The 24,263-nt window shown below is 63.6% G+C and carries 25 protein-coding genes and 1 pseudogene; 15 read left to right on the top strand and 11 right to left on the bottom strand.

The window, feature by feature from the left end; all coding sequences use genetic code 11:
- Positions 1-374 precede the first annotated feature (374 nt).
- The 5 genes from RPF88_RS28555 to RPF88_RS28535 are packed head-to-tail and all read left to right on the top strand — an operon-like array spanning position 375 to position 4,625.
- Positions 375-1,262: a sugar phosphate isomerase/epimerase family protein gene (locus RPF88_RS28555; RefSeq protein WP_013529508.1), complete on the top strand. Its 888-nt coding sequence runs from the start codon at positions 375-377 to the stop codon at positions 1,260-1,262.
- Positions 1,263-1,321: 59 nt separating this feature from the next.
- Positions 1,322-2,491, top strand: a complete 1,170-nt coding sequence (locus tag RPF88_RS28550) for a mandelate racemase/muconate lactonizing enzyme family protein (RefSeq protein WP_337123596.1) — start codon at positions 1,322-1,324, stop codon at positions 2,489-2,491.
- A gap of 2 nt (positions 2,492-2,493) precedes the next feature.
- Positions 2,494-3,210 carry a FadR/GntR family transcriptional regulator gene (locus RPF88_RS28545; RefSeq protein WP_013529506.1) on the top strand — a complete coding sequence of 239 codons (717 nt, stop codon included), beginning with the start codon at positions 2,494-2,496 and terminating at the stop codon, positions 3,208-3,210.
- A gap of 5 nt (positions 3,211-3,215) precedes the next feature.
- Positions 3,216-4,196 (top strand): hydroxyacid dehydrogenase, encoded by a 981-nt coding sequence (locus RPF88_RS28540; protein WP_337123921.1) that lies wholly within the window; start codon positions 3,216-3,218, stop codon positions 4,194-4,196.
- A gap of 42 nt (positions 4,197-4,238) precedes the next feature.
- Positions 4,239-4,625: a hypothetical protein gene (locus RPF88_RS28535; RefSeq protein ID WP_337123595.1), complete on the top strand. Its 387-nt coding sequence runs from the start codon at positions 4,239-4,241 to the stop codon at positions 4,623-4,625.
- Positions 4,626-4,643: 18 nt separating this feature from the next.
- Here RPF88_RS28535 and RPF88_RS28530 read toward each other — a convergent pair whose 3' ends face one another.
- Positions 4,644-5,939 carry an amidase gene (locus RPF88_RS28530; protein ID WP_224620201.1) on the bottom strand — a complete coding sequence of 432 codons (1,296 nt, stop codon included), beginning with the start codon at positions 5,937-5,939 and terminating at the stop codon, positions 4,644-4,646.
- A gap of 119 nt (positions 5,940-6,058) precedes the next feature.
- On the opposite strand from RPF88_RS28530, the gene RPF88_RS28525 reads away from it, so the two are divergent.
- Positions 6,059-6,406: a GFA family protein gene (locus RPF88_RS28525; RefSeq protein WP_063169049.1), complete on the top strand. Its 348-nt coding sequence runs from the start codon at positions 6,059-6,061 to the stop codon at positions 6,404-6,406.
- Positions 6,407-6,503: 97 nt separating this feature from the next.
- On the opposite strand, the pseudogene RPF88_RS28520 reads toward RPF88_RS28525, so the two are convergent.
- Positions 6,504-7,294, bottom strand: a pseudogene (locus RPF88_RS28520) (MFS transporter); the annotation flags it as partial.
- Positions 7,295-7,433: 139 nt separating this feature from the next.
- Between RPF88_RS28520 and RPF88_RS28515 the strand changes: the two are divergent.
- Positions 7,434-7,865 carry a DUF4437 domain-containing protein gene (locus RPF88_RS28515; protein WP_013529500.1) on the top strand — a complete coding sequence of 144 codons (432 nt, stop codon included), beginning with the start codon at positions 7,434-7,436 and terminating at the stop codon, positions 7,863-7,865.
- A 12-nt stretch (positions 7,866-7,877) separates the two neighbouring features.
- Here RPF88_RS28515 and RPF88_RS28510 read toward each other — a convergent pair whose 3' ends face one another.
- From RPF88_RS28510 to RPF88_RS28480, 7 genes are all read right to left on the bottom strand, one after another.
- Entirely contained in the window at positions 7,878-8,963 is a 1,086-nt protein-coding gene (locus RPF88_RS28510; RefSeq protein ID WP_013529499.1) for an ABC transporter ATP-binding protein, read from the bottom strand.
- Positions 8,963-10,066 (bottom strand): ABC transporter ATP-binding protein, encoded by a 1,104-nt coding sequence (locus RPF88_RS28505; protein WP_013529498.1) that lies wholly within the window; start codon positions 10,064-10,066, stop codon positions 8,963-8,965. Before RPF88_RS28505 ends, RPF88_RS28510 begins: the two co-directional genes overlap by 1 nt.
- Complete coding sequence (locus RPF88_RS28500; protein ID WP_013529497.1) at positions 10,063-10,284, bottom strand: hypothetical protein; 222 nt, start codon at positions 10,282-10,284, stop codon at positions 10,063-10,065. Before RPF88_RS28500 ends, RPF88_RS28505 begins: the two co-directional genes overlap by 4 nt.
- Complete coding sequence (locus tag RPF88_RS28495; RefSeq protein ID WP_013529496.1) at positions 10,281-11,240, bottom strand: carbohydrate ABC transporter permease; 960 nt, start codon at positions 11,238-11,240, stop codon at positions 10,281-10,283. The genes RPF88_RS28500 and RPF88_RS28495 overlap by 4 nt, the downstream gene beginning before the upstream one ends.
- A 1-nt stretch (position 11,241) precedes the next feature.
- Positions 11,242-12,147: a carbohydrate ABC transporter permease gene (locus tag RPF88_RS28490; protein ID WP_013529495.1), complete on the bottom strand. Its 906-nt coding sequence runs from the start codon at positions 12,145-12,147 to the stop codon at positions 11,242-11,244.
- Between the two features lie 65 nt (positions 12,148-12,212).
- The gene (locus RPF88_RS28485; RefSeq protein WP_013529494.1) at positions 12,213-13,529 is read right to left on the bottom strand and encodes an ABC transporter substrate-binding protein; all 1,317 of its coding nucleotides are present in this window, start codon (positions 13,527-13,529) and stop codon (positions 12,213-12,215) included.
- 359 nt (positions 13,530-13,888) lie between these two features.
- Positions 13,889-14,584: a TetR/AcrR family transcriptional regulator gene (locus RPF88_RS28480; RefSeq protein WP_013529493.1), complete on the bottom strand. Its 696-nt coding sequence runs from the start codon at positions 14,582-14,584 to the stop codon at positions 13,889-13,891.
- 109 nt (positions 14,585-14,693) lie between these two features.
- Here RPF88_RS28480 and RPF88_RS28475 point away from each other — a divergent pair, with 109 nt between their 5' ends.
- The 3 genes from RPF88_RS28475 to RPF88_RS28465 are packed head-to-tail and all read left to right on the top strand — an operon-like array spanning position 14,694 to position 17,192.
- Positions 14,694-15,890, top strand: coding sequence for a Tm-1-like ATP-binding domain-containing protein (locus RPF88_RS28475; RefSeq protein WP_337123594.1), 1,197 nt, complete (start codon positions 14,694-14,696; stop codon positions 15,888-15,890).
- Positions 15,891-15,903: 13 nt separating this feature from the next.
- Positions 15,904-16,770, top strand: a complete 867-nt coding sequence (locus RPF88_RS28470; protein ID WP_024504438.1) for a phosphoenolpyruvate hydrolase family protein — start codon at positions 15,904-15,906, stop codon at positions 16,768-16,770.
- A gap of 5 nt (positions 16,771-16,775) precedes the next feature.
- A complete protein-coding gene (locus RPF88_RS28465) occupies positions 16,776-17,192 on the top strand; it encodes a cupin domain-containing protein (RefSeq protein ID WP_013529490.1) in 417 nt (138 codons plus the stop codon).
- 110 nt (positions 17,193-17,302) lie between these two features.
- Here the strand turns inward: RPF88_RS28465 and RPF88_RS28460 are convergent, their stop codons facing one another.
- Positions 17,303-18,493: a M24 family metallopeptidase gene (locus RPF88_RS28460; protein WP_063169052.1), complete on the bottom strand. Its 1,191-nt coding sequence runs from the start codon at positions 18,491-18,493 to the stop codon at positions 17,303-17,305.
- A 62-nt stretch (positions 18,494-18,555) separates the two neighbouring features.
- Positions 18,556-18,777 (bottom strand): hypothetical protein, encoded by a 222-nt coding sequence (locus RPF88_RS28455; RefSeq protein WP_224620196.1) that lies wholly within the window; start codon positions 18,775-18,777, stop codon positions 18,556-18,558.
- Between the two features lie 90 nt (positions 18,778-18,867).
- Here RPF88_RS28455 and RPF88_RS28450 point away from each other — a divergent pair, with 90 nt between their 5' ends.
- The 5 genes from RPF88_RS28450 (at position 18,868) to RPF88_RS28430 (ending at position 24,246) form a co-directional block, all read left to right on the top strand.
- The gene (locus RPF88_RS28450) at positions 18,868-20,478 is read left to right on the top strand and encodes an ABC transporter substrate-binding protein (protein WP_337123593.1); all 1,611 of its coding nucleotides are present in this window, start codon (positions 18,868-18,870) and stop codon (positions 20,476-20,478) included.
- Positions 20,479-20,736: 258 nt separating this feature from the next.
- On the top strand, positions 20,737-21,723 hold the full coding sequence (locus RPF88_RS28445; protein ID WP_337123592.1) for an ABC transporter permease: 987 nt from the start codon (positions 20,737-20,739) through the stop codon (positions 21,721-21,723).
- On the top strand, positions 21,720-22,550 hold the full coding sequence (locus RPF88_RS28440; protein ID WP_064995527.1) for an ABC transporter permease: 831 nt from the start codon (positions 21,720-21,722) through the stop codon (positions 22,548-22,550). The genes RPF88_RS28445 and RPF88_RS28440 overlap by 4 nt, the downstream gene beginning before the upstream one ends.
- Positions 22,547-23,449, top strand: coding sequence for an ABC transporter ATP-binding protein (locus RPF88_RS28435; RefSeq protein WP_337123591.1), 903 nt, complete (start codon positions 22,547-22,549; stop codon positions 23,447-23,449). Before RPF88_RS28440 ends, RPF88_RS28435 begins: the two co-directional genes overlap by 4 nt.
- Complete coding sequence (locus tag RPF88_RS28430) at positions 23,446-24,246, top strand: ABC transporter ATP-binding protein (protein WP_013529483.1); 801 nt, start codon at positions 23,446-23,448, stop codon at positions 24,244-24,246. The genes RPF88_RS28435 and RPF88_RS28430 overlap by 4 nt, the downstream gene beginning before the upstream one ends.
- Positions 24,247-24,263: the final 17 nt, after the last annotated feature.

The raw sequence follows: 24,263 nt of genomic DNA, 5'->3' as shown, positions 1-24,263 counted from the left end.
ACCGAGCATAGCGCCGATTGGAAACAGGGCCAGCCACTTTGGTCTTTTCTCAACGGGCGCTTGCACGCACCACCATTCTGGTATTACCAAATGTGGAATTTTGGTCAAGCCTTGCAATGCGCCATCATGACCCCAAAACCACCCGGCGCAGGCATATATATCTCAATATAATCAAGGAAATACTCCACAGCGAAAGTTGCATCCCGGCGCTTCTTGCCGATCCGGATAATTTGCTGTAGACCTCGCTTCAGGCCCAATTGGTCGAACCAGTTTGCGAGAAAAGGCTGGGAACGCCTTGGGGAGGAACCTTTGTGTCGCCTTTTGGCGATGCATGTCGCAGGCGAACCATAGAGACGAGTTGGGAAGGACAGACCATGCATCTTTCGACGCACAACTGGATGCGCGCGGAACCTTTGGAAACGACGCTCAAGCGCATCAAGAAATTCGGCTATGAGTCGATCGAGATTTCCGGCGAACCCGAGCAGTACAAGACCAGGGAGACCCGGGCGCTGCTGAAGGAGCATGGCATTCGTTGCTGGGGCGCGGTGACCCTGATGCTGGGCGAGCGCAACCTTGCCGCCAGGAACCAGGGCCAGCGCGAGCGTTCCGTTCAGTATGTCAAGGACGTGCTGACCATGGTCAGCGAACTCGATGGCGAGATCATCACGCTGGTTCCGGCGACCGTCGGCAAGGTCGTGCCTGACGGCACCGAGGAAGAGGAATGGAAGTGGGTCGTCGACGCCACCCGCGAATGCTTCACCCACGCCAAGAAGGTCGGCGTCAAGATCGCTGTTGAACCGCTCAACCGCTTCGAGACCTATCTGTTCAATCGCGGCGCCCAGGCGCTGGCTTTGGCCGACGCGGTCAGCCCCGAATGCGGTGTCTGCCTCGACGCCTATCACCTCCATATGGAAGAATTTAACGTCTATGACGCGATCCGGCAGGCCGGAAAGCGCCTGTTCGACTTCCATGTCGCCGACAACAACCGCTTCGCCGCCGGTCTCGGCCAGATCGACTGGCCGAAGATCGTCGCCACCTTGCGCGAGATCGGCTACGACGGCGCGCTGACCAACGAGTTCGTCGCGCCCGTCGACCGGACGCCGGCGGCCCCCTATCCCGACATGGTCGAGCGCAATCCGGTCGATATCTCGCCCGAACAGCTGAAGTTCATCCAGGACCACGGCTCCAGCGTGCTCACCGAGAAATTCTACACCGACCAGATGCGCATCAACGCCGAAACGTTGCTGCCGCTGATCAAGTAGTCGACTGCCTCAGGGAAATTCGCCCTTCCGCCCTGACCGGCGCAGGGCTGGGGAAGAATATGCGTATCAAGTCCGTCCAAGCCTGGTGGATCCGCGTTCCGATCGAAGCCGCTCGGCAGCACCGCAGCGACTTCGGTCAGGTGACGACCTTCGACGCCGCCATCCTGCGCATCGAGACCGATGACGGTCTGGTCGGCTGGGGCGAAGGCAAGAACGCCGCCGGCAGCGCCGGCAGTTACGGCGCGCTCGTCCATATGCTGAACCATGAGGTCGGGCCGCAGCTGGTTGGCCGCGATCCGGCCGACATCGGCGTCATCTGGGAGATGCTCTACAATGGCGTGCGCCACGACAGCGCCGCACGCGGCGGCCACGCCATGCCGCAGCTGGCGCGGCGCGGCATGAGCATCGCCGCGATCAGCGCCGTCGACATCGCGCTGTGGGACATTCTTGGCAAATCGCTTGGCGTTCCGGTCTGGCGGCTGCTCGGCGGCCGCAAGCTCGATCGCATGCCGGCTTATGCGTCCGGCGGCTGGGCGGCCGCCGACGCCATCGGCGAGCAGTTGAAATCCTATATCGCCAAGGGCGGTTTCAAGGCACTGAAGATGCGGGTTGGCGCCATGGACGGCGCGGCGCACATTTCCGCCACCCGCGTGCGCGCCGCACGGCAGGCGCTCGGCCCCGATGTCGAACTGATGGTCGACGCGCACGGCACCTACACGGTGGCTGAAGCCAAGCGCTTCATCCACCTTGTCAACGATTTGGACCTCGCCTGGTTCGAGGAACCTATCATCGCCGACGATAAGCCGGGCATGGCCGAAGTGCGGGCAAGTGGCGCCGTTCCGATCGCCACCGGCGAAAGCGAGGCGACCCGCTACGCCTTCCGCGACCTCGCCGTGCTCAAAGCCGCCGACATCTTCCAGCCCGATCCCGCCTTCTGCGGCGGCATCAGCGAAGCGATGAAGATCGGCACCATCGCCAGCGCCTTCAATCTGCGCTTTGCACCGCATTTGTGGGCCGGCGCGCCCTGTTTTTTCGCAGGCTTGCATGTCTGCGCCGCCTCGCCGTCGAGTTTCACCGTCGAATATTCGCTCGGCGCCAACCCGATGATCCATGATCTGGTCGAAGAGACTGTCGAAGCCAGGGACGGTATGATAGCGATCCCGGAAAAATCGGGTCTGGGATTCACCATTTCGGAGCGGTTCCTGGAGGCGCACGCGCAACGCGGTTGACGATGAAAGAAAAGAACCTTCTCGCGGAACTCGCTGCCTACCTGTTCTCCCATTCGGACAAGGAGAGCGGCCGAACGCCATCGGAGCGCGAACTGGCGGAGCATTTCGCCGTCAGCCGCGGTCAGATCCGCGAGGCGCTGGCCATCCTGGAGGCCATGCGCATCGTTGAGCGCCGGGCCAAGTCCGGCATCTACATCGACACCAAGCAGGCCAGTGTGGAGGCCATGGCGCTCTTTGCCCGCGCGGGCCTGCCGCTCGACCCGATCCAGATCTACGAGACGGTCGAACTGCGCAAGATCCACGAGATCAAGGCGGCCGAACTTGCCTGTTCGCGTGCCACAGAGGAAAATTTCGAGCGGCTGCGCGAAATCCTGAAGGCTTCGGAAGAGCGCATCGCCGCCGGCGAAGGGCTTGCCAGGGAAGACCGCGAATTTCACCTCGAAATCGTGCGCGCCACCAAGAACAGCGTCTTCCACAATGTCTGCAGCGTCTACTACATGATGGGCGAGCAGCGCCTGCCGATCTATTTCAACGACCCCGAGCGCAACGTGCGCTCGCATGCCGAGCACATCCAGATCTATGAGGCGCTGCTGCGCCGCGACGGCAATCTCGCACAGGCGCTGATGAGCGCCCATCTGCAGGGCGCTGAGAGCTACTGGAAGGGCCTGATCGAGGGCCATGGCGAGGAGCCGCAAAGCCCGGCGCTCGAAAAAGCTTGACCGACATGGCCCGTATCCTCACGACCCACGCCCTGCACCCGCGCGCCTCGGCTGTGCTCTCCGGCGCCGGAGAGCTCGTCGTCGCCTCCGCCATCGATCCGGCCACGCTGGCCGCCGAAGCCAGGAATGCCGACATCGTCATCGTGCGCGCGCCGCTGCCCCCACAGCTTTTCGACGGCGCAAAGCTGCTGCGGGCGGCAATCCGTCATGGCGCCGGGCTCGACATGATCCCGATGGAAGCAGCGACGGCCGCCGGCGTGCTGGTGGCGAATGTGCCGGCGGTCAATGCCCGATCGGTGGCCGAACACGTCATGTTCGTGGCCCTCGCCTTGCTGCGCAACTTCCGCGTCGTCGACCGCGACCTGCGCGCCAAAGGCTGGCTTGCCGGCCGCGAGCACGCCAACGCCAACAGCGAGCTTGCCGGCAAGACGATCGGCATTGTCGGCCTCGGCGCCGTCGGCCAGGCGGTCGGCCATATCGCCGCGCACGGCTTCGACCTGAAGGTGGTGGCAACGACGCGCAGCATGCAGCCAGCGCCGGACAAGGTCGGCTTCCTGTCGATCGACGCTCTCGTCGAGCAGAGCGACATCATCGTTCTGTGCTGCCCGCTGACGCCGGAAACGCGCGGCCTGATCAACCGTGAGCGGATCGCCCGCATGAAGCCGCAGGCGCTGCTGATCAACGTGTCGCGCGGACCGGTCGTCGACGACGACGCGCTGATCGAGGCCTTGCAGAAACGGCGCATCGGCGGCGCCGCGCTCGACGTGTTTGCGACGCAGCCGCTGCCGTCGAACCATCCCTATTTCGGCTTCGACAATGTTATCGTCACGCCGCACATGGCGGGGATCACCGAGGAATCGATGATGCGCATGGGCGTCGGCGCGGTGGGCGAAGCCCTGCTGGTTCTGGCGGGCAAGCTGCCGGTCAATCTGCGCAATCCAGAAGTGGTCGATCACTATCGGCGGCGGTTTCCGGCGCGCCTGTAACACATCGCGGTTTCGCCCCAATTCTCCGCGACGTTGAGAGCCATGTCCGGTCCTCGCCTCGCCTTCCTCTTTGTCGCTGCCTGTTCGCTCTGTGCCATGCCGGCATTCGCGGCCGAGAGAAGTTATGTCTATTGCGACAACGGGCTGCGCTGCTTCAAGGCGCCCTGCCCGTCCAACAGCGCACTCGACCTTGCCACCGGGGCGATCATCAAGGGCGTGTCGATCGACCCCAGCGGATTGCCGCGGGCCGACAAGGCCATAACCGATCTTTCCGACGCGCTTTATGCAGGCAAGATCGTCGTCAGGGGCTCGATCGAGCACCGCACCCAGACGATCACCGGCAAGGAGTACAATCTGCCCTGGCTGGTCGCGACCCGGATCGTACGGACCGCCAAGGACAGCGAACGCAAGCACTGTTCGTCGCGCTGATGGGCGGTTCAGCCCTGCTCACGCGCCAAGCAGCTGCTCCACCTCTGCTGCTATGCGCAGCAGGCGTTGGTCATGGCCGTTGCGCGCCACCAGCATCAAGCCGGCGGGCAGCTGAGTGCCCGGCATCGGCAGCGAGATCGCGCAGAGATCGAACTGGTTGGCAACCTGCGTGTTGCGCAGCAGCAGGCCTTCGGTGCGGTCACGCAACTCAGGGTGGTCAGCCATCGAGACGATGGTCGGCGCCGTCACCGGTGTGGTCGGCAAGGCCAGCACATCGACCGAGGACAGCCGCTCGTCCATGGCGGCGCCGAGCGCTGTACGACGGCGCATTGCCCTGATGTAGACAGGCGTCGGCAGCATGGCTGCCCGCGACAAAGGTCCGCTGACATGCGGGTCGACCGGCACCGATGCCCCTGTCGCCAGCCAGTCGGCATGCACTTCGGCCCCCTCCATCGCGGCGATCGAACCACGCTTGGTGGCCGCGCGCAAATCGGCAAGCAGATCGTCGATCGACAGTTCCGCGATCCGCGCGCCCGTCTGCTCGATCTTGCCAAGGCAGCGGTCGAACGCGGTCGCCACCTCGTCTTCCGTCTCTTCGAAAAGGACGCCGCGCGGAATGCCTATGCGAAGCCCTGCCAGGGCAATCGGCGTCAGCGCGGTCGGCACCTCACCGGCCATCACGGCGTCGGCGGCGGCACACTGGGCGACGGTTCGGGCAAGCGGACCGATCGAGTCCAGCGTGGCCGACAGTGGGAACGCGCCGGCGAGCGGCACACGTCGCGCCGTCGGCTTGAAGCCGACGACACCGTTGAGTGAAGCCGGAATGCGTATCGAACCGCCGGTGTCGGAACCGATCGATATTTCGCTCGTGCGCTCGCCGACGGAAACGCCGGCGCCTGAGGAAGAACCACCCGGAATGCGATTGGTGTCCACAGCATTGCCAGGCGTGCCGAAATGCTGGTTGTCGCCGATCGCGGTGAAGGCGAATTCGGTCATGTTGGTCTTGCCGGTGATAACCGCGCCGGCCTGCCGCAGCCGGCTGACGATCGCGGCATCGCGCAGCGGAGGTGCTGCGGTCTTGAGCATCAGCGAGCCGGCCGTGGTTGGCTCGCCGGCGACATCGAACAAATCCTTGATCGAGACGATGGTGCCGTCGAGCGGCCCGAGCGTCACGCCGGCTTGGCTGCGCGCATCGCTGGCATCGGCCGCGGCCCTCGCGGCTTCGGCATAGAGCTTCGTGAACACACGCTCTTCGCCGGCACGGGCGGCGAGGCGCGCAAGGATGATTTCCAGATGATCACGGACGGATTGCATTTTCGGTGTCGGACTCCGGACGCCCTGAACGTCTTAAGGGATAGCGGCCAGTGCCTGGCTTGCCGAGACTTAACCCGGCGCAGACGGTTTTGCACCCTGTCGAATGCGAGGAAAATCCGATGCTCTACAAAGGCAGTTGCCACTGCGGCAAGGTCGCCTTCGAATTCAAGGCCGAACTGACCAGCGCCATCAGGTGCAATTGCTCGATCTGCTCGCGCAAGGGCGCCCTGTTGTGTGCCATCCCGCACGGGACCTTGCGGGTCCTGGCCTGGGGCGACGATTTGGGCACCTACACATTCGGCAATCATGCCATCGCGCACCGGTTCTGCCGGGCCTGCGGCATCCATCCCTTTGCGGAGGATGTCCGCGAGGGCCGTGAACGCAGCGCCTACATCAACATCAACTGCGTGGCCGATCTCGACCCCTCGACCCTGTCGGTCTTCGATTTCGACGGGCGGTCGGCCTGAGTTCGTTCGTAGCTGCCGTCACAACGGCGTCGACCCGAAAACCGTGATGGTTCTCGGGCCGACGCGCAGGTGTCAGGGAAGCCTGATTGCGGCGAGGCTACTCGGCCTGCTTCGGGCCGCGCAGGAACACCACGCTGGCCGCCAGCAATGTCGCCGCGCCGCAATAGGCGAAGGCACTGGCGACGCCGGTGTGGTCGACCAGCAGGCCGCCGAAGACGGCGCCGAGCGCGATCGCCACCTGGAACGTCGCCACCATCAGTCCGCCGGCGCTTTCTGCCTGGTCGGGTGCTGCCCGCACCAGCCAGCTCTGCAGCCCGACCGGAACCGCGCCGAAAGCAAAGCCCCAGACCGCAACGGCGGCAGCGGCGATCGTCGGCGAAGCTCCGAAAACCAGCATCGAGGCGGCGGCCGGTGCGATCAGCAAGGGCGCCAGCCCAACGGCTGCCTTGAGGCTGCGCTCGGCCAGGATGCCGCCGGCGACATTGCCGAAGAAGCCGCCAATGCCATAGGCCAGCAGCACCAGCGAGATCGTCTCGATGTCGAGCACGGGGACCTTCTCGAGGAAGGGACGGACATAGGTGAAGCCGGCAAAGTGTCACGAAGCGACCAGCAGCACGACCAGCAGCGCCACCCGGATCGACGGACGCTTCAGCACGTCGAGCAAGGTGCGGAAGCTTGCCACACCCACGGGGGCAATTTCGAAATGGTGGCCAGCTGCACCAGCAGCGCCAGGGCGGCGACCACGGTCGCAATCATGAAGGCCGTGCGCCAGCCCCAGATGTCACCGACATAGGCGCCGACCGGCGCCGCACAGACGGTCGCCAGCGAAACGCCGGTCAGGATGATCGACATGGCGCGCGGCATCAATCGCATCGGCACCAGCCGCAGCGTGGCCGTGGATCGCCGAGTCTGGATGAATTGCCAAGCCTTCCGGACGCAATGCCATTGCCGGGCCACCCGCATGCAATAGCTTGCCAGAACCAGGCAGCGAGAGGCCGGCGGCAAGCCGGTCCGAAGAGGAGAACCAATGCCAAATCATCCGAAGCTCATCGCACTCGCCGTCATGCTTGCGGTTCCCGGGCGCGCCTTTGCCCTCGAGGACAGCTACCTGCCGGCCGACAAGATCCCCTATGTGGCGGAAGTACCCGACCAGCCGCATCGTCTTGGCCCATTGTGGGGCGAGCGGGCCAAGGGTCCGGCAGGCACGTTGCTGAAGGTTCCCGGCAACTGGCGCGCACCGGTCCATGCGCACACCGCGGATTACCGTGCGGTGGTCATAAAGGGGATGTGGGCGCACTGGCAGATGGATGGCGGCGAGGCGACCAAGGTCGAACTGCCTCCTGGATCCTACTGGACCCAGAAAGCCAATGAGATGCATGACGACGCCTGCGTCTCCGACACGGAATGCGTGATCCTGCTGATCAACGACACGCCCTACGAAACCTACTTCCAGAAATAGGCTGGGATGCGGCTACGAGGCGTGACGCAAGCTGACGCCGCTGCCCTTGTCGAACAGCACCACCTTGTCGGGGTTCCAGGCAAAGCGCACCGCCTGCTCGATGGCGACGTCGGTCCTGGCCGGCACGGTTGCACGCAGTGTCGCGTCGCCGACGCGCAGCGTCAGGATCTTTTCGACGCCGTGGTTCTCGACGTCGTGGACACGCGCCTCGACCGGCGCGCCGCTCTCGAGATAGACGTCCTCGGGACGAATGCCGAAGACGAGCGGGCGACCGTCGGTCGCCCCGCCCGCTTTGGCTCCCCCTGAAAAAGGCAATTCGAAATTCAGCGGCGCCATCACCGCGCGGCCGTTCACGAGCTTGCCGTCGATGAGGTTCATCGGCGGCGAGCCGACGAAGCTCGCCACATAGGTGTCGCGTGGATTGTTGTAGATCTCATGCGGTGTGCCGGTCTGGACGATTCGGCCATGGTTGAGCACGCCGACCTTGTCACCCATCGACATCGCCTCGATCTGATCGTGGGTGACGAACAGGAAGGTGGCGCCGAGCTGTATCTGCAGGTTCTTCAGTTCAGTCCGCAGGGCCTCGCGCAGCTTGGCGTCGAGCGCAGACAGCGGCTCGTCCATCAGGAACACACGCGGCTTGCGCACGATGGCGCGGCCGATCGAGACGCGCTGCATCTCGCCGCCGGACAGCCGATCCGTCTTGCGGTCGAGCAGATGCTCGATCCGCAGCGTACGGGCGGCACGGTCGACACGGTCCTTGATCTCGGCGTCGGGCAGCCGGCGAATTTTCGGCTTCAGCGGGAATTCGAGATTTTCGCGCACCGTGTAGCGCGGATAGAGCGAATATTGCTGCAGCACCAGCGCCACGTCACGCTCGGCCGCACCCCAGTCGGCAACGTCGACGCCGTCGATGAAGACCTGGCCTTCGCTGGGCTTCTCCAGGCCGGCGATAAGCCGCAGCGTCGTCGTCTTGCCGGCGCCCGTCTCGCCCAGCAGCACGAAGAACTCGCCATCGGCAATATCGAGATCGAGCCCGGTGAGCGCCGTGTGGTTGCCGAAGGTCTTTGAGATGTTCTTGAGCTGGATATGGGCCATCAGAGTCTCACCTCGAGCGACTTGCCGCTTGCCTTGTCGAAGAAATGCGCCTGGGTCGGGTCGATCCTGGCGAAGACCCTTTCACCGGGTCCGGCAACGAAGCCGCTCTTGGTGCGGGCCCGCAGCAACTCGGTTCCGACCTTGAGATCGACGATGTCGAAGGAGCCGAGCGGCTCGACGATATGTGTGTCGACAGGCACGAAGCCCTCGGTCGCCTCGCGCCGGATGAGCACGCCTTCCGGCCGTATGCCAAGCGCCAACTGGCCGCCGGCATGGCCGTTGAGCTTCGACAGCAGCGCTCGCGGGAACTCGAAGCCGGCGGCGGCTCCACCGACCGTCACCGAAACCGAGGACGCCGTCTCGGCCACCGCCGCATCGGTGACATTCATCACCGGGCTGCCGACGAATTGCGCCACGAACAGATTTGCCGGCTGCGAATAGACCTCGTCGGGCGTGCCGACCTGCTGCAAGACGCCTGCGTGCATGATGACGATGCGGTCGGCCAGGCTCATGGCCTCGATCTGGTCGTGCGTGACATAGATGGTGGTCGAGCCCTGCTTGATGTGCAGCCGCTTGATTTCCGCGCGCATCTCCTCGCGCAGCTTGGCGTCGAGCGCGCCGATCGGCTCATCCATCAGCATGGCCTTCGGTCGCCGCACCAGAGCGCGGCCAATGGCGACGCGCTGCATGTCGCCACCCGAGAGCGCCGACGGCTTCTTGTCCAGCAGGTCGGTGATCTGCAGCGTCTTGGCGACCGAACGCACCTCGCTGTCGATCTCCGTCTTGCTCTTGCGCGTGGCGCGCAAGGGGAAGGCGATGTTCTCGTAGACGCTCATATGCGGATAGAGCGAGAACGACTGGAACACCATGGCGATGTCGCGGTCGGCGGCCTTCAAATGCTGCACCGGCTTGCCGTCGATGAAGATGTCGCCCTCGTCGATGGTTTCCAGCCCGGCGATGGCGCGCAGCGTCGTCGTCTTGCCGCAGCCCGATTGGCCGAGCAGCACGATGAACTCGTTGTCGGCGATCTTGAGGTTCAGGTCCTTGATGACCTGGACGGCGCCGAAGAATTTCTGGACGCCGCGAAGCTCGATCTGGGTCAATGCTGTGCTCCCGGATTGCGCACCTGGCCGGTGCCGGCCTTCTCCTCGGGCGCGATCTTGGAGGTTACGTTGAAGCCGACGAGCCCGATCAGGATGATGGTCAGGCCATAGCTGTGCAGCAGCATGTTCCAGGGCTGGCAGAGCGCGACGATGCCGAGCACCATCAGTATCTGCGACCCAGGCTCAAGGTATTTCTGGTTGAAGGCGCGAAAACTCATTTGCGGATCGCTCCGAAGGACATGCCGCGCAGCAGATGATTGCGAAGCAGGAAGGTGAAGATGGCGACCGGCAGCAGGAACAGGAAGGTTCCGGAGGCGATCACCGTCCAGTCCGGCAGGCCCGAACCGACCTGGCTCGGGATGAAGGGAGGCGCGGTCTGGGCGCGGCGGTTGGTCATGATCAGCGCAAAGGCGTATTCGTTCCATGCGGTGATGAAACAGAACACGGCGGTGGCGGCGATGCCCGTGGCGGCCTCCGGCAGCACGATCTTGAAGAACGCCTCCATGCGCGTGTAGCCGTCGACAAGCGCGGCCTCCTCATATTCCTTCGGAATCTCGTCCATGAAACCCTTCATCAGCCACACGGAGAAGGACAGGTTGAAGGCGGTGTAGAGAATGATCAGGCCCAGATGCGTATCGTTGAGCCCGACTGCCCGGTACATCAGGAACATCGGGATGGCGACCACCACCGCCGGCAACATGCGCGTCGACAGGATGAAGAAGAGCAGGTCCGCTTCCCCCTTCACCTTGAAGCGCGAGAAGCCATAGGCGGTGAATGTCCCCATGCCGACCGCCAACACCGTCGAGGTGATGGCGATGATGAGCGAGTTCAGGAAGCGGCTCGGATATCCCGACCATTGCACCTGGCCCTTGCCGTCGCGCACGATCTTCTCGCCGCCGTCGAACACGACGCGTTCCCACCACGGGGCGGCGGCATATTCTTCGGCCGACGGCGGGCTGCGCAACTGTGAGCGCTTTGTGAAAAGTTTGACGAAAGGCGAGATGGTCGGCTCGAACATCACCGTCGGCGGGATCGTCGTGGCCAGGTTGCGTGGCTTGAACGAGGTCGCCACGATCCAGTAGATCGGCGCCAGGAAGATGATCGTCACCAAGAGGACGGCGACAATAGCGACCTTGTTGAGCGCCCGTTCACCCGAAGTCTGGACGGCCGCCATCTCAGCGCTCCTTAACTTTGTTGAGGTATTTCACATAGATGTTGGTGATCGCCAGCACCATGATCAGCACGATATAGGCAAGCGCGCAGGAGCGCCCCGTCTGCCATTCCTGGAAAGCCATCTTGTAGAGACGGATGGAAATCACCTCGGTGCTCGGCTGCGTCGACAGCACATAGGCAAGATCGAAAGTCTTGAAGGCTTCCATGGTGCGGAAGATGACCGCGATCATCAGGATCGGCGCGACCAGCGGCAGCGTGATGCGGAAGAAGGTATAGAACGGCCCGGCGCGGTCGATCGCGGCAGCTTCGTAAAGATGCTTCGGCACCGCCGAAAGCCCGGCGAGCGATAACAGCATGACGAAGGGTGACCACATCCAGATGTCCGTGAACGCGACCGCGTAGAGCGCCATCTTCGGGTCGCCGAGCCATTGGAATTTGCCGAGGTCGAGCACGTAGTTGATGACACCCCAGGACGGATCGTAGAGCAGCTTCCAGAACAGGCCGACCACCGCCATCGAGAGCATCATCGGCAAGAGCAGCAATGTCGTGATCAGGCCCTTGAGCGGAATGGTGCGATTGAGCAGCATTGCCGTTCCAAAGCCGACGACAACCTGACCGACGACCGAGACGATGACGTATTTCGCGGTCACCGCGAAATTGTTCCAGATATAAGGGTCGCTGAGGAGCTCGCGATAGTTCTTCAGTCCGACGAAATTGGCCGGCGCATTGGTCGATGCGCGGAAGTCAGTGAAGGAATAGCCGAGCGAATAGATCAGCGGAAAGATGTTGAAGACGATCAGGAACACGATCGTCGGAATGATGAAGAGGTTGCGTATCGAAATGTCGCTGAGGCCGCGAGAGGCGGCTCTGGAGGAGGTATTCAGCGGTGTGATCATTGTGGTCGCCAAGACCTGCTCCCATTCCTGAAAAAGAAAACGGAGGAGGCGCAGGCCTCCTCCGCACTACATGTCGGTTATTGGCCGCGGCCGTATTTCTTGAACGTGGCGTCCCAATCCTTCGCCAGCGCATCCAGCATTTCCTTGGCCGTACCATCGCCGTTTACGATGTACGGATAGACACGCTGGTTGAGCTGCTGCAGCAGTTCCGCATACTCCGGCACCGCCCAGAAGTCCTTGACCTTGAACATCGTGTCGTAGAAGGCCTTGTTGTAGGGCGTGGCGTTCTGAAACTCGGCCGATTCCAGCACGGCCTTGTTGCAGGTGTAGCCGCCGAGGGCCGCCCACTTCTTCTGCGTATCGTCCTGGATGAACCACTTCAGGAATTTCATCGCCTCTTCCTTGTTGTTGGAATAGGAGACGACGGAAATGCCCTGGCCGCCGAGCGCGGCGAACTGCTCGCCACCTGGACCTGCCGGGTTGGCGAAGAAGCCGGTGTTCTTGGCGTTCGGGTTCGACGCCTCGTTGATCAACGAGGGGAAGAAGGCGAAGTAGTTCATGCTCATCGCCGCCAGGCCTTCGGTGATGGCCTGGTTGTTCTCGACGAAAAAGGCGTTGGTCCAGCCCGGAGGCGTGAAGCCGAACAGCTTGCGGTAGTTTTCCGCCGCGGCCACCGCCTTGTCCGAGTTGATGATGCCGTCGACCTTGTAGGTGCCGAAGTCGCCGAGCTCACCGCCATACGAGAACAGCGCGTTCTCGAAGCCCATCGCCAGGCCGTCATACTGGTTCTGTGTGTAGATGGCGATGCCGTAGCGGTTCTGGTCGGGCCTGTTGAAGAACTCCGCGATGTCGGTCATTTCCTTGAAGGTCTTCGGAACGGCAAGGTCGTAGCCATACTTGGCCTTGAACGCTTCCATTTCCTTCGGATCCTCGAACCAGTCCTTGCGGTAGGCCCAGCCCACGGCGTCGCCCTCGGCCGGGATCGACCAGTATTTGCCGCTGTTGCCGGGATATTCGGAGTAGAACTTGACCGTCGCCGGAGCCATCTTGTCGAGAACCTTGTTCTCTTTGACGAAGTCGGTGAGGTCGACATAGTGACCGCCCTCGGAGGCGGCACCAAGCCATTGCGAGTCGCCGACGACCAGGTCATAGGCGCTGCCCTTGGCGTTGAACTCGGTAAAGGCCTTGGTCTGGAAATCGGCCCACGGGGTGGTTTCCACCGTGATCTTGACGCCGGTTTGCTTCTCGTACTCGTTGCCGAGCTCCTGCAGATAATTTGCGGGATCCCATTCAGCCCAGAAGATGGTGAGTGACTTTTCCTGCGCGTAAACGGACGTTCCGCAGGCAAGCGTTAAGCCGATACCAGCAAGTACGCTGGTCACTAACTTGCGCATAATGATTTCCTCCCTTGTGCGCGTTCTACCTTATCGTGCGAGCCGGCAACGTGGCCGGCCCTGGTAGTTCCTCCCGTGATCGCACCTTTCCGGTTTCGAACCTCCTCGCCCCGCCGGAAAATGGATCGCAGCCCTCACTTTCGATCCGCTTTTCTGATCCAATCTGGTATTACCAATTTTGCATGCGCGTCAAGCCCTTTCTTGGCAGCTTGACGCGGCCATTTCCATCGGATTACCGCTTTATCTGCCTGTTTTACCAAGATTTTCCTACTCAGTGATATGATCGGGTATTGTCCAATACCCCACCCAACCGCTAAGATCAGTAGTGTACATGCCAATCTGGTCGAACCAGTTAGGCTCTATTTCACGACTGCCTTCGGATCGAGGCTGCCTCCTTCATCGACCGATTCCGCCACTGCCGCACGCACCAGCGCCCCGGCCGCCCACTGTGCGACCGACATCGTCCGGCGGCTGTCCAGCCCCCAGATATCCTTGAGCACGATCAGCACCTCGACGCCGAAGATAAGCGACAGCGCCTGTGCCAGCCGCTTGAAGTCGCGCGGCGGCAAACGGCCCTTGAGCGGCGCGATCGCATCCTTCAGCAGGTCGATGCGGTGGCCACGCGTAAAGGCGGGCTCACCGCCCAGCGTGCCGGCCTGACGCCGCGCCCATTGATCGAGCGACAGCTTCAGTGCTGCCTTGAACGTAGCCTCGAAGGCCTCGATGCGCGGCATGGCCGTGTCGAACAGCTCGGCGACCCGGCGCTCGGCATCGGCGGAGGTCGATTGCCAGGTGAGGATTGGCCCCAGCCCCTCGTCGACGACGGCCTGCACCAGTGCCGACTGGCTCGGGAAGTAACGATAGGCGGTGGCGCGGGAAACCTCGGCCGCCTCGGCGACCTCGCTGACCGAGGGCGTGACGCCCGCCTGCATCAGCCTTGTTGCCGTCTCCAGCATCAGCCGTTTGGTCCGCGCGCGTGGCCCACGTTCGGGCACTGGGCCGGTTGCCCGTTCAGCCTCGTCGCTCGCAGCGGATTGTTGACGTGAGACATTCATACCAATACGATACGCGCGTCTCAAAAATTTGCAATGGTCCGCATCGTCGAGTGGCCCGGGCAATGAGCGATGGGGGCGGCATCGCGCCTGCCAGGATTGGGAGAGCGCAATGAAGCGTATTTATGTGGTGGGTACCGCGGACACCAAGGGCGAGGAACTCGCCTTCCTGGCCGATGCGATCACGGCTGCGGGCGCCCTCGTCTGTCGTGTCGATGTCGGAACGCGCGACGCAACCATCCCCGTCGATATCAGCGCGAGGGAAATCGCCGACCATCATCCCGGCGGCAGTGAAACCGTGCTCGGCGGCAATGATCGCGGCGCCGCGGTCGCCGCAATGGGCATCGCCTTCGCCCGCTTTGCCCAATCGCGCAACGACATCGCGGCCATGATCGGCATTGGCGGCGGTGGCGGCACATCGATCGTCACGTCGGGCATGCGCGCCCTGCCGCTCGGCCTGCCCAAGATCATGGTCTCGACGCTCGCCTCCGGCGACACCGCTCCCTACGTCGATGTCTCCGACATCATCATGATGCCTTCTGTGACCGACATGGCCGGACTGAACCGGCTCTCCCGTGTCGTGTTGCACAACGCGGCTCAAGCCATATCAGGCATGGCGGCCAGCCCGGCGCCACCACCCGACGGCAAACCGTCGATCGGCCTCACCATGTTCGGCGTCACCACGCCTTGCGTGACCGCCATCGCCGACCAGCTCCGTTCCGGATATGACTGCATGGTCTTCCACGCCACCGGCACTGGCGGCCGCAGCATGGAAAAGCTGGCCGACAGCGGCTTGCTGTCCGGCGTCGTCGACATCACCACGACCGAAGTCTGCGATCTTCTGTTCGGCGGCGTGCTGCCGGCGACGGAGGATCGTTTCGGCGCCGTCGCACGCACGGGGCTGCCCTATGTCGGCTCCGTCGGCGCGCTCGATATGGTGAACTTCTGGGCGCCTTCGACCATCCCGGAGCACTATCGCGACCGGCTGTTCTACGAACACAATCCCAATGTCACGCTGATGCGCACCACGGCGGACGAATGCCGTGCGATCGGCGAGTGGATCGGCACCAGGCTCGCCCGCTGCGGGGGACCGGTGCATTTTCTCATCCCGGAAAAAGGCGTCTCGGCGCTCGACATCGAAGGCGGCGCCTTCTTCGACCCGGAAGCCGACGCCGTTCTGTTCGATGCCATCGAGCGCACCATCAAGCCCAACGGCAAGCGCCGCGTGACGCGCCTGCCGCTGCATATCAACGACCCGGAATTCGCAAAGGCAGCAACAGCGGCCTTCCTCGACATCGCCAGACAGTGAGAGACCTCAAAAAATGCCCGCCATACCGCGCAAGGACATCTTGAAGAAATTCAGGGGAATGATCGACAAGGGCGTGCCGATCGTCGGCGGCGGCGCCGGCACCGGCCTGTCGGCGAAGGCCGAGGAGGCCGGTGGCATCGACCTCATCATCATCTACAATTCCGGCCGCTACCGCATGGCCGGGCGCGGCTCGGCCGCCGGCCTGCTCGCCTATGGCAACGCCAACGAGATCGTCAAGGAAATGGCCTATGAGGTGCTGCCTGTGGTCAGACACACGCCGGTGCTGGCCGGCGTCAACGGCACCGACCCGTTCGTCATCATGCCGCTGCTATTGGCAGAGCTGAAGACGATGGGCTTTTCCGGCGTGCAGAATTTTCCCACCATCGGCCTGTTCGACGGCAGCATGCGGCAGAGCTTCGAGGAAACCGGCATGGGCTTCGGCCTCGAGGTCGACATGATCGCCGAGGCGCACAAGCTCGATCTCTTGACCACGCCCTATGTCTTCAACCCGGATGAGGCCCGCGCCATGACCAAGGCCGGTGCCGACATCGTCGTCGCCCATATGGGTGTGACGACAGGCGGCTCGATCGGCGCCACGTCAGCCAAGTCGCTCGACGACTGCATTCAGGAGATCGACGCCATCGCCAATGCCGCGCGCTCGGTGCGCAAGGATGTCATCCTGCTTTGCCATGGCGGCCCGATTTCGATGCCCGACGACGCCCGTTACATTCTCTCCCAGGCCAAGGGCCTGCACGGCTTCTATGGCGCCAGCTCGATGGAACGGCTGCCGGCGGAAGCCGCGATCGCCAAGCAGACGGCCGATTTCAAGGCCGTCGCGCTCGGCGGCCAGAAGACCACATTCAAGAAAAAGAAGGGATGAGTGAGATGACCGACAAGAGCAAAGTGTTCGTGTACCCGAAGGACGTCAGCGCCTTCGGCTTCGACTGGGGAAAATTGGCGCTGACGGTGGCGCCCGAAGTGAATGGCGCAACCCGCTTTTCCGGCGGCGTCGTCGACCTGCCTTCCGGCAAGGGCCACACGCGCCACAACCATCCGGGCGCGGAAGAAATCATCTTCGTCATCTCAGGCCATGGCGAACAGATGGTCGAGGACGAGAAGGGCAATCCGATGGTCGAGAAGGTCGGCCCCGGCTGCACCATCTACGTGCCGGAAAGCCGCTTTCATTCGACGCTCAACACCGGCGACGGGCCGATGCAGCTGTTCGTCGTCTATTCGCCGGCAGGACCTGAACTGGTTTTGCGTGAGCTGCCGGATTTCAGGCTGATTCCGCCGGGGCAGTGATCTTTCCTCGGTTCCGGCTCCGACCTCTGCCCTCGGGGAGAGGTCGGATTGCCCCGAATTGCTTTTCCCGGATGGCAATCCGGGTGAGGGGGCAGCAGCCTCAATACCAGCTAGGCCGTCCCACCCCTGTTCCACCCCCGGCCCCGATCACCGAACATCACGTATCCGCTCTCCGTCACCGCCAGCGTGTCTTCCAGCTTGATGAAGCCCCGTGTCGGGTGAAGCATGGTCGTCTCCACCGACAGCACCATGTTCTTCTCCAGCGGTTTGGCCGCATAGGTGCCTTCATAGGTCACCGGGTGGTTGGTCATCAGGAACGGCGCCTCGTGCGTGATCAGCCCCATGCCATGGGCGAAGAAATCCGTGTAGGGCGCGACCTTCGAAGCCTTCAGCACGCCCTCGGCATGCGAAATCATGTCGCCGCCCAGCGTGCCCGCTTTGACTTTTGAGAAGGCCGCCTGCTGCACCGTCTCGACCTCGGCCAGCAGATCTTCCAGCTCGGCATCCGGTTCGCCGAGAATGCCCATCCGGCAGAGGTCCCCTATATAGCCGTGATAATTGCCGCCGGAATCGATTGACAGCACCTCGCCTTTTTTCCACGCCTGCGGTGAAGCGGCGCGGTTGTGGCTGGCACCCAGCGTCAGCAGGCAATATTCGAAATGGATGCCGCGATTGGTTTCCTCGCGCCGCAGCTGCTCGATGATCTCGCTTTTAGTCGTGCCTTCACGCGCCCAGGCAATGGTCGCCAGCATGGAATCGGTGATCAGTTCGGAGGCCGTGCGCAGCTTCTCCAGCTCCGCATCGGTCTTGATGGCGCGCATGCGCTCCAGCATGTCGGTCGCATCGATCAGCCTGGCATCCGGCAACGCCTTGCGGATCAGCGTATAGGCGTCCGATGGCAGGAAGCCAGGCTCGATGCCGATGCGCGCGCCGGCCTTGCCGATCTTCTGCAGGTGCTCGACCGCAAGGTTGGCGGCGTCGAGCGTGCCCCAGCAGGCGGCGTGCAGCGTCGGCGTCCAGAACGGATTGTTCTGGTGCTCGCCGCCCTCCATGCGGTTGCCGATATAGGCGGCATGGTCCGGCCCGCCCTTTTCGTACACGACGATCGGCAGGTACCGGCTGTGGCCGATCGCATCCATGGCGGCGAAGAAGATGAACTTGTAACCGCCCAGCAGGTATTGCGTGTTGTGCTTGGAGGTGGCGAGCAGCACATCGATGCCGGCCTCCTCCATCAGCCGGTCGACCCTTGCCTGGTCGAACGGGATATTGCCGACGGCATTCTTGCCCGGAGCAATGTTCATCTCTCTCTCCCTGAATTGCCTGGGACCGCCGGCCGTTCCGCTCGCGATCCCCTGGCCATGACTCAAATCTGCACCATCTTGCCCGCTCTGGTCCAGCCAGAAATAGGGCAAACAGCACCGTTCGATGTCATCATACCTTTGTCTGTCGCATATCCCATCAATTTGGTCCTACCAGATTGACGTGATAGAAGCGCATGCTCCAAACTGGTCCAGCGGACGAAAATTTCAAAGCCAAGCGAGGATGCGCCAATTCCGTCTCTGGCGAAACCCTCGGCAAGGCTCATAATCGCCGCCGCAAGGATGCTGGCGGGCTTGCCGGCGTCCGAGGGGTATTGGCGCGCCCAACCGGGTCGCGGAGAGGACGGAGTTCGATCATGTCAGGTTTCACGATTTCCAGGCGCACGATGCTTTCCGGCTCGGCAATGCTGCTGGCCTCCACCGCCATCCCGACACCGGGCTGGGCGCAGACGCCGAAGAAGGGCGGGCGGCTTGTGCTTGCCGCCGATTCCGAACCGCGCAACCTCAACCCGGCGATCGTCGCTTCCAACGGCGTCTTCTTCATCTCCAGCAAGATCGTCGAAACGCTGGCCGAAGCCTCCTACGACGGCAAGGACGGACTCGCGCCAAGGCTGGCGCTGAGCTGGGAGGGTGCCGCCGATGGGCTCTCGGTGACGTTCAAACTGCGCGACGGCGTCAAATGGCATGACGGCAAACCGTTCACCTCGGCCGACGTCGCCTTCTCGGCGCTGCAGATCTGGAAGCCATTGCAGAACCTCGGCCGCACCGTGTTCAAGGACCTGGCCAGCGTCGAGACCCCTGACGATCTCACCGCCGTGTTCAAATTCGCCAAGCCGACGCCGTTCCAGCTGATCCGCAACGCGCTGCCGGCGCTGAGCAGCGTGGTGCCGAAGCACATCTACGAGGTCGGCAAGATCGAGGACAACCCGGCCAACAACGCGCCCATCGGCACCGGACCGTTCAAATTCGGCGAGTACAAGGCCGGCCAATATTACCGGCTGACCAAAAACACCGACTACTGGGGCAAGGACGAGCCCTATCTCGACGAGATCATCTATCAGGTGCTGCCGGATCGCACGTCCGCGGCGAGCGCGCTGGAGGCCGGAGAGATCCAGCTGGCGGCCTTTTCCGCCGTGCCGCTGGCCGACCTCGACCGCATCTCGAAAGTGCCGGGGCTGAAGGTGATCACCAAGGGTTACGAAGGGCTGACCTATCAGCTCGTCGTCGAGATCAACCATCGCCGCAAGGAACTGGCCGATGTCAAAGTGCGCCAGGCGATCGCGCATGCCATCGACAAGGATTTCGTCGTCAAGACGGTGTTCCTCGGCTATGCCGCGACAGCCACCGGCCCGGTGCCGAAGAACGATCCACAATTCTACACCGCCGATGTGCCGACCTATGCCTTCGACGTCGCCAAGGCCAACGCGCTGCTCGACGAAGCCGGCTACAAGAAAGGCCCGGACGGCAAGCGCTTCACGCTGAAACTGCTGCCTGCGCCCTATTTCAACGAGACAAAACAGTTCGGCGACTATCTGCGCCAGGCGCTCGCCGCCATCGGCATCGACGCTGAGCTGGTCAACAACGACTCGGCCGCGCACATCAAGGCGGTCTACACCGACCACGCCTTCGATCTCGCGGTCGGTCCGCCGGTGTTCCGCGGCGATCCGGCGATCTCGACCACCATCCTGGTGCAGAGCGGCATTCCCGACGGCGTGCCGTTCTCCAACCAGGGCGGCTACAAGAACGATGCGCTCGATGCGCTCATCGCCAAGGCATCGGAGACGCTCGACGCATCAGCCCGCACCGACCTCTACAAGGAGTTCCAGAAGGCGGTGGCTGCCGACCTGCCGCTGATCAACGTCGCCGAATGGAGTTTCATCAGCGTCGCGCGAGACACCGTCGGCAACATCGCCAACAACCCGCGCTGGGCGGTGTCGAACTGGGCGGACACGTATCTGGAATCGTGACAGAATTGCGCGGATGAAAATTCGCGAAATCATCGTAGGCTTTGAGTTCTACGAGGCCCCCCTCTGTCCTACCGGACATCTCCCCCCCAAGGGGGGAGATTGGCCGCTTGTCTGTCCCGCGAATTCTTCAACGTTGGAGATTGGCGAAGCCAAAAGAGACAGCCGATCTCCCCCCTTGAGGGGGAGATGTCCGGCAGGACAGAGGAGGGTGCCTAGGCGCGGTCCTAATCAACGTATCGCCAACCCATCGACGCCCCCATGAACCGCGCCCTCACCCTTCTCCGCCGCCGCCTCGTCGGCAGCGTCTTCGTGCTGCTGATCGTCGTCATCGGCACGTTCCTTTTGCTCGAGGCCGCCCCCGGCGACGCCGTCGACGCCTACATCGTCTCGACCGGCGGCGACGCCGGCATGATCGAATTGCTGCGTCATCGCTGGGGCCTCGACCAGTCGGAGCTGACGCGGCTGGCTAACTACCTCTGGGCGCTGTTGCATCTCGACCTCGGCCAGTCGGTGACCTTCTCCCGACCGATCCGCGATGTGATCCTCGAACGCCTGCCCAACACGCTGCTGTTGATGGTCAGCGCCACCGCGCTCTCCTTCGGGCTCGGCTCGGCACTCGGCATCTATGCCGGCGCCCGGCCGGGCAGTTTCCGCGACCGCTTCCTGTCGATCGGCTCGCTCGGACTCTATGCCGTGCCGGGTTTCTGGCTCGGACTGGTGCTGATCGTCGTCTTTGCCGTCGACCTGCGCTGGCTGCCGATCGGCGGCATCGAGACCCTGGCTTCCGACAAGACCGGCCTTGACCGCGCAGCCGACATCGCCGTCCATCTTATCCTGCCTGTTTCGGCCCTCGGCTTCATCTACCTGGCGCTCTATCTGCGCATGATGCGCGCCGGCATGGCCGAGGTCTGGCGGCAGGATTTTGTGCTGGCCGCCCGCGCCAGAGGGCTTTCGCGCCGCCGCATCGTGCTCGCCCACATTGCCCGCAACGCGCTGCTGCCCCTGGTCACCATGCTGGGCCTGCAGTCGGCGCAGATGCTCGGCGGCAGCGTCGTCATCGAGAGCGTCTTTTCCGTGCCCGGCCTCGGCCGGCTGGCGCAGGAGGCAGTCGCCTCCCGCGATACGCCGCTTCTGCTCGGCATTATTCTCACCAGCGCCGTCCTGGTCATTGTCATCAACCTTGCCGTCGACATCGCTTATGCCTTCCTCGACCCGCGCGTAGGCGCCAGCGAGGCCGGCGCATGAGTGCCCTCCGCCGCTTTCTGCGCACGCCCGAGGCGGTCGCCGGCGCCATCCTCCTGGCGGCGCTGATCGCCATGGCGCTGTCGGCGTCGCTGCTGTTCCCCGGCGATCCGCAAGCGATTGCCGGGCCGGCGCTGCTGCCGCCGTTCCAGGACTGGTCGCTCCCGCTTGGCACCGATCGGCTTGGCCGCGACGTGCTGGCCGAGCTTTTTCATGGCGCCCGCACATCGCTGGCTGTCGGGATCGCCGCCGCGGCCGCCGCACTTGTCGTCGGGGCAGTGGTCGGCACATTGGCCGGCTTTGCCGGCGGCCTCGTCGACGAGGTGCTGATGCGCATCACCGACGCCTTCCAGACCGTGCCGAGTTTCCTGCTGGCACTGGCCTTCGTCAGCGTCGTCGGACCGTCGCTCGGCATCGTCGTGATCGCCATCGCGCTTGGCACCTGGACCGGACCAGCCCGTGTCGCCCGCGCGGAAGTCCTCTCCATTCGCGAACGCGATTATGTCGCCGGCGCCAGGGTCATCGGCATGCACCCGCTGGCGATCGCCTTTCGCGAGGTGCTGCCCAATGCCTTGCCGCCGGTGCTGGCGATGTCGTCGGTGATCGTCGCCGCGGCGATCCTCACCGAGGCGGCCTTGTCGTTCCTCGGCCTGGGCGATCCCAACCGGGTCACCTGGGGCGGCATGATTGCCGAGGGCCGCGCTGTCCTGCGCACCGCGCCCTTCTTGTCGATCGTCCCGGGCATAGCGCTGGTGCTGACCGTGCTCGGCGTCTATCTCGCCGGTGAAGGCCTCGTCGAGACGACGGCGGTCAGGAGAGGCATGTCGTGACCGCGCTGGCTTCGATCCGCGACCTGACGGTGACCTACCGCCGCGACGGCAACGAGGTGGCGGCGCTGAAGGATGTCGGCCTCGACATAGAGGCTGGCGAGCGCTTGGCCATCATCGGCGAAAGCGGTTCGGGCAAGAGCACGCTGGCGCTGGCTATTGCAGGGCTGCTGCCGGCAAGCACCAAGACTGAAGGAAAGATCGATTGGTTCCTACCGTCGGCGTTGGGCGCCAAGGCACCTCCCTCTGTCCTGCCGGACATGTCCGGCAGGACAGAGGGGGGCCTCGTAGAGCACAGACCGCAAAAGCTCTTCACCAGATCAAGTCACCCTCCCCGCGGCGGCCGCGATATCGGTTTCGTCTTCCAGGACCCATCCGCCAGCCTCGACCCCGTAATGCCAATCGGCAAACAAATCGCCGAAGTCGCCCGCACCCATCTCGGCCTCACCTGGTCCCAGTCCTATGCCAGGGCCAAAACCCTGCTCGAACGCGTCCGCCTGCCCGATCCTGACTCGGCCCTGCGCGCCTTCCCGCACCAGCTTTCCGGCGGCCAAAAGCAGCGTGTGGCGATCGCCGCCGCCATTGCGGCCGGTCCGAAATTGCTGATCGCCGACGAAGCGACCAGCGCGCTCGATACCATCGTGCAGGCCGAGATCGTCGCCTTGATCCGACGCCTGGTGACCGAGGACGGCATGACGCTGCTGTTCATCAGCCATGACATCGCGCTGGCGGCCGAGCTTGCCGGGCGCATCGCCGTTTTCCGCCATGGGCAGTTGGTCGAGCTTGGCATGACGGCGCAGATTGTCGGCGCCCCGGCCCAGCCCTATACGCGCGCATTGCTCGATGCCCATATCGGCCTCGACACCAAGCCGCTGCTGAACCGAGCCGGGCTCCACGCATGAGCCTGCTGGCGGTGTCCAATCTCACCAAGCGCTACCGTCGAGGCGACAACACCATCGCTGCAGTCGACGATGTCTCCTTTCACATCGAGCCGGGCGAAACGCTGGCGTTGGCCGGACCCTCCGGCAGCGGCAAATCGACGATCGCGCGGGTGGTGCTGCGATTGATCGAGCCGGACGACGGACGCATCGAGTTCGAAGGCGACGATTTCCTGGCCCTGCGCAGCGCAGCACTGCGTGCCCGCCGCGCGCGCCTGCAAATGGTGTTCCAGGACCCGCTTGCCGCCTTCAACCCGCGCGCCACAGTGGCGCGTGTGCTCGACGATCCCTTGCGCATCCATGGCATCGCTTCCCGCAGCGAGCGCCCGCGCCGCATCGCCGCCTTGCTGGAGCGCGTCGGGCTGACGGCGGACCTCGCCCCGCGTGCCATCCATGAAATCTCAGGCGGCCAGCGGCAGCGCGTCGCCATTGCCCGCGCCATCGCCACGAAGCCGTCGCTGATCGTGCTCGATGAAGCGGTGTCGGCGCTCGACGTTTCCGTGCGCGGGGAGATCCTCGAGCTTTTGCTCGACCTGCAGCGCCAGGAAAAGATCGCCTATCTCTTCATTTCACATGATCTCGGCGTCATCCGGTCGATCGCCCACCGCGTTATCCTTCTCGACGCCGGCCGGGTTGCCGAGAACGGCGATGCCCGAACCGTCATCGACGCACCGCAATCGGCCATTGGAAAGGCGCTGGTGGCGGCAGCACCGAGATTGAACCGGACCCTGATGCGGCTGGCGTCGGCCGGCCTCGATTGAGACCCGGCCGCCACCAT

The sequence above is a fragment of the Mesorhizobium sp. ISC11 genome (genome assembly GCF_037162595.1).
GTDB classification, from domain to species: Bacteria; Pseudomonadota; Alphaproteobacteria; order Rhizobiales; family Rhizobiaceae; genus Mesorhizobium; species Mesorhizobium ciceri.
The sequence above is the reverse complement of the archived record's forward strand: the minus strand, read 5'-3'. Positions and strand labels throughout refer to the sequence as shown.

What these genes read in the sequence shown, in the direction of transcription:
- RPF88_RS28555 (WP_013529508.1), top strand. Translation starts at nt 375, where the DNA reads ATGCATCTTTCGACGCACAACTGGATGCGCGCGGAACCTTTGGAAACG.
- RPF88_RS28550 (WP_337123596.1), top strand. Translation starts at nt 1,322, where the DNA reads ATGCGTATCAAGTCCGTCCAAGCCTGGTGGATCCGCGTTCCGATCGAA.
- RPF88_RS28545 (WP_013529506.1), top strand. Translation starts at nt 2,494, where the DNA reads ATGAAAGAAAAGAACCTTCTCGCGGAACTCGCTGCCTACCTGTTCTCC.
- RPF88_RS28540 (WP_337123921.1), top strand. Translation starts at nt 3,216, where the DNA reads ATGGCCCGTATCCTCACGACCCACGCCCTGCACCCGCGCGCCTCGGCT.
- RPF88_RS28535 (WP_337123595.1), top strand. Translation starts at nt 4,239, where the DNA reads ATGTCCGGTCCTCGCCTCGCCTTCCTCTTTGTCGCTGCCTGTTCGCTC.
- RPF88_RS28530 (WP_224620201.1), bottom strand. Translation starts at nt 5,939, where the DNA reads ATGCAATCCGTCCGTGATCATCTGGAAATCATCCTTGCGCGCCTCGCC.
- RPF88_RS28525 (WP_063169049.1), top strand. Translation starts at nt 6,059, where the DNA reads ATGCTCTACAAAGGCAGTTGCCACTGCGGCAAGGTCGCCTTCGAATTC.
- RPF88_RS28515 (WP_013529500.1), top strand. Translation starts at nt 7,434, where the DNA reads ATGCCAAATCATCCGAAGCTCATCGCACTCGCCGTCATGCTTGCGGTT.
- RPF88_RS28510 (WP_013529499.1), bottom strand. Translation starts at nt 8,963, where the DNA reads ATGGCCCATATCCAGCTCAAGAACATCTCAAAGACCTTCGGCAACCAC.
- RPF88_RS28500 (WP_013529497.1), bottom strand. Translation starts at nt 10,284, where the DNA reads ATGAGTTTTCGCGCCTTCAACCAGAAATACCTTGAGCCTGGGTCGCAG.
- RPF88_RS28495 (WP_013529496.1), bottom strand. Translation starts at nt 11,240, where the DNA reads ATGGCGGCCGTCCAGACTTCGGGTGAACGGGCGCTCAACAAGGTCGCT.
- RPF88_RS28485 (WP_013529494.1), bottom strand. Translation starts at nt 13,529, where the DNA reads ATGCGCAAGTTAGTGACCAGCGTACTTGCTGGTATCGGCTTAACGCTT.
- RPF88_RS28480 (WP_013529493.1), bottom strand. Translation starts at nt 14,584, where the DNA reads ATGAATGTCTCACGTCAACAATCCGCTGCGAGCGACGAGGCTGAACGG.
- RPF88_RS28475 (WP_337123594.1), top strand. Translation starts at nt 14,694, where the DNA reads ATGAAGCGTATTTATGTGGTGGGTACCGCGGACACCAAGGGCGAGGAA.
- RPF88_RS28470 (WP_024504438.1), top strand. Translation starts at nt 15,904, where the DNA reads ATGCCCGCCATACCGCGCAAGGACATCTTGAAGAAATTCAGGGGAATG.
- RPF88_RS28465 (WP_013529490.1), top strand. Translation starts at nt 16,776, where the DNA reads ATGACCGACAAGAGCAAAGTGTTCGTGTACCCGAAGGACGTCAGCGCC.
- RPF88_RS28460 (WP_063169052.1), bottom strand. Translation starts at nt 18,493, where the DNA reads ATGAACATTGCTCCGGGCAAGAATGCCGTCGGCAATATCCCGTTCGAC.
- RPF88_RS28455 (WP_224620196.1), bottom strand. Translation starts at nt 18,777, where the DNA reads ATGAGCCTTGCCGAGGGTTTCGCCAGAGACGGAATTGGCGCATCCTCG.
- RPF88_RS28450 (WP_337123593.1), top strand. Translation starts at nt 18,868, where the DNA reads ATGTCAGGTTTCACGATTTCCAGGCGCACGATGCTTTCCGGCTCGGCA.
- RPF88_RS28445 (WP_337123592.1), top strand. Translation starts at nt 20,737, where the DNA reads ATGAACCGCGCCCTCACCCTTCTCCGCCGCCGCCTCGTCGGCAGCGTC.
- RPF88_RS28440 (WP_064995527.1), top strand. Translation starts at nt 21,720, where the DNA reads ATGAGTGCCCTCCGCCGCTTTCTGCGCACGCCCGAGGCGGTCGCCGGC.
- RPF88_RS28430 (WP_013529483.1), top strand. Translation starts at nt 23,446, where the DNA reads ATGAGCCTGCTGGCGGTGTCCAATCTCACCAAGCGCTACCGTCGAGGC.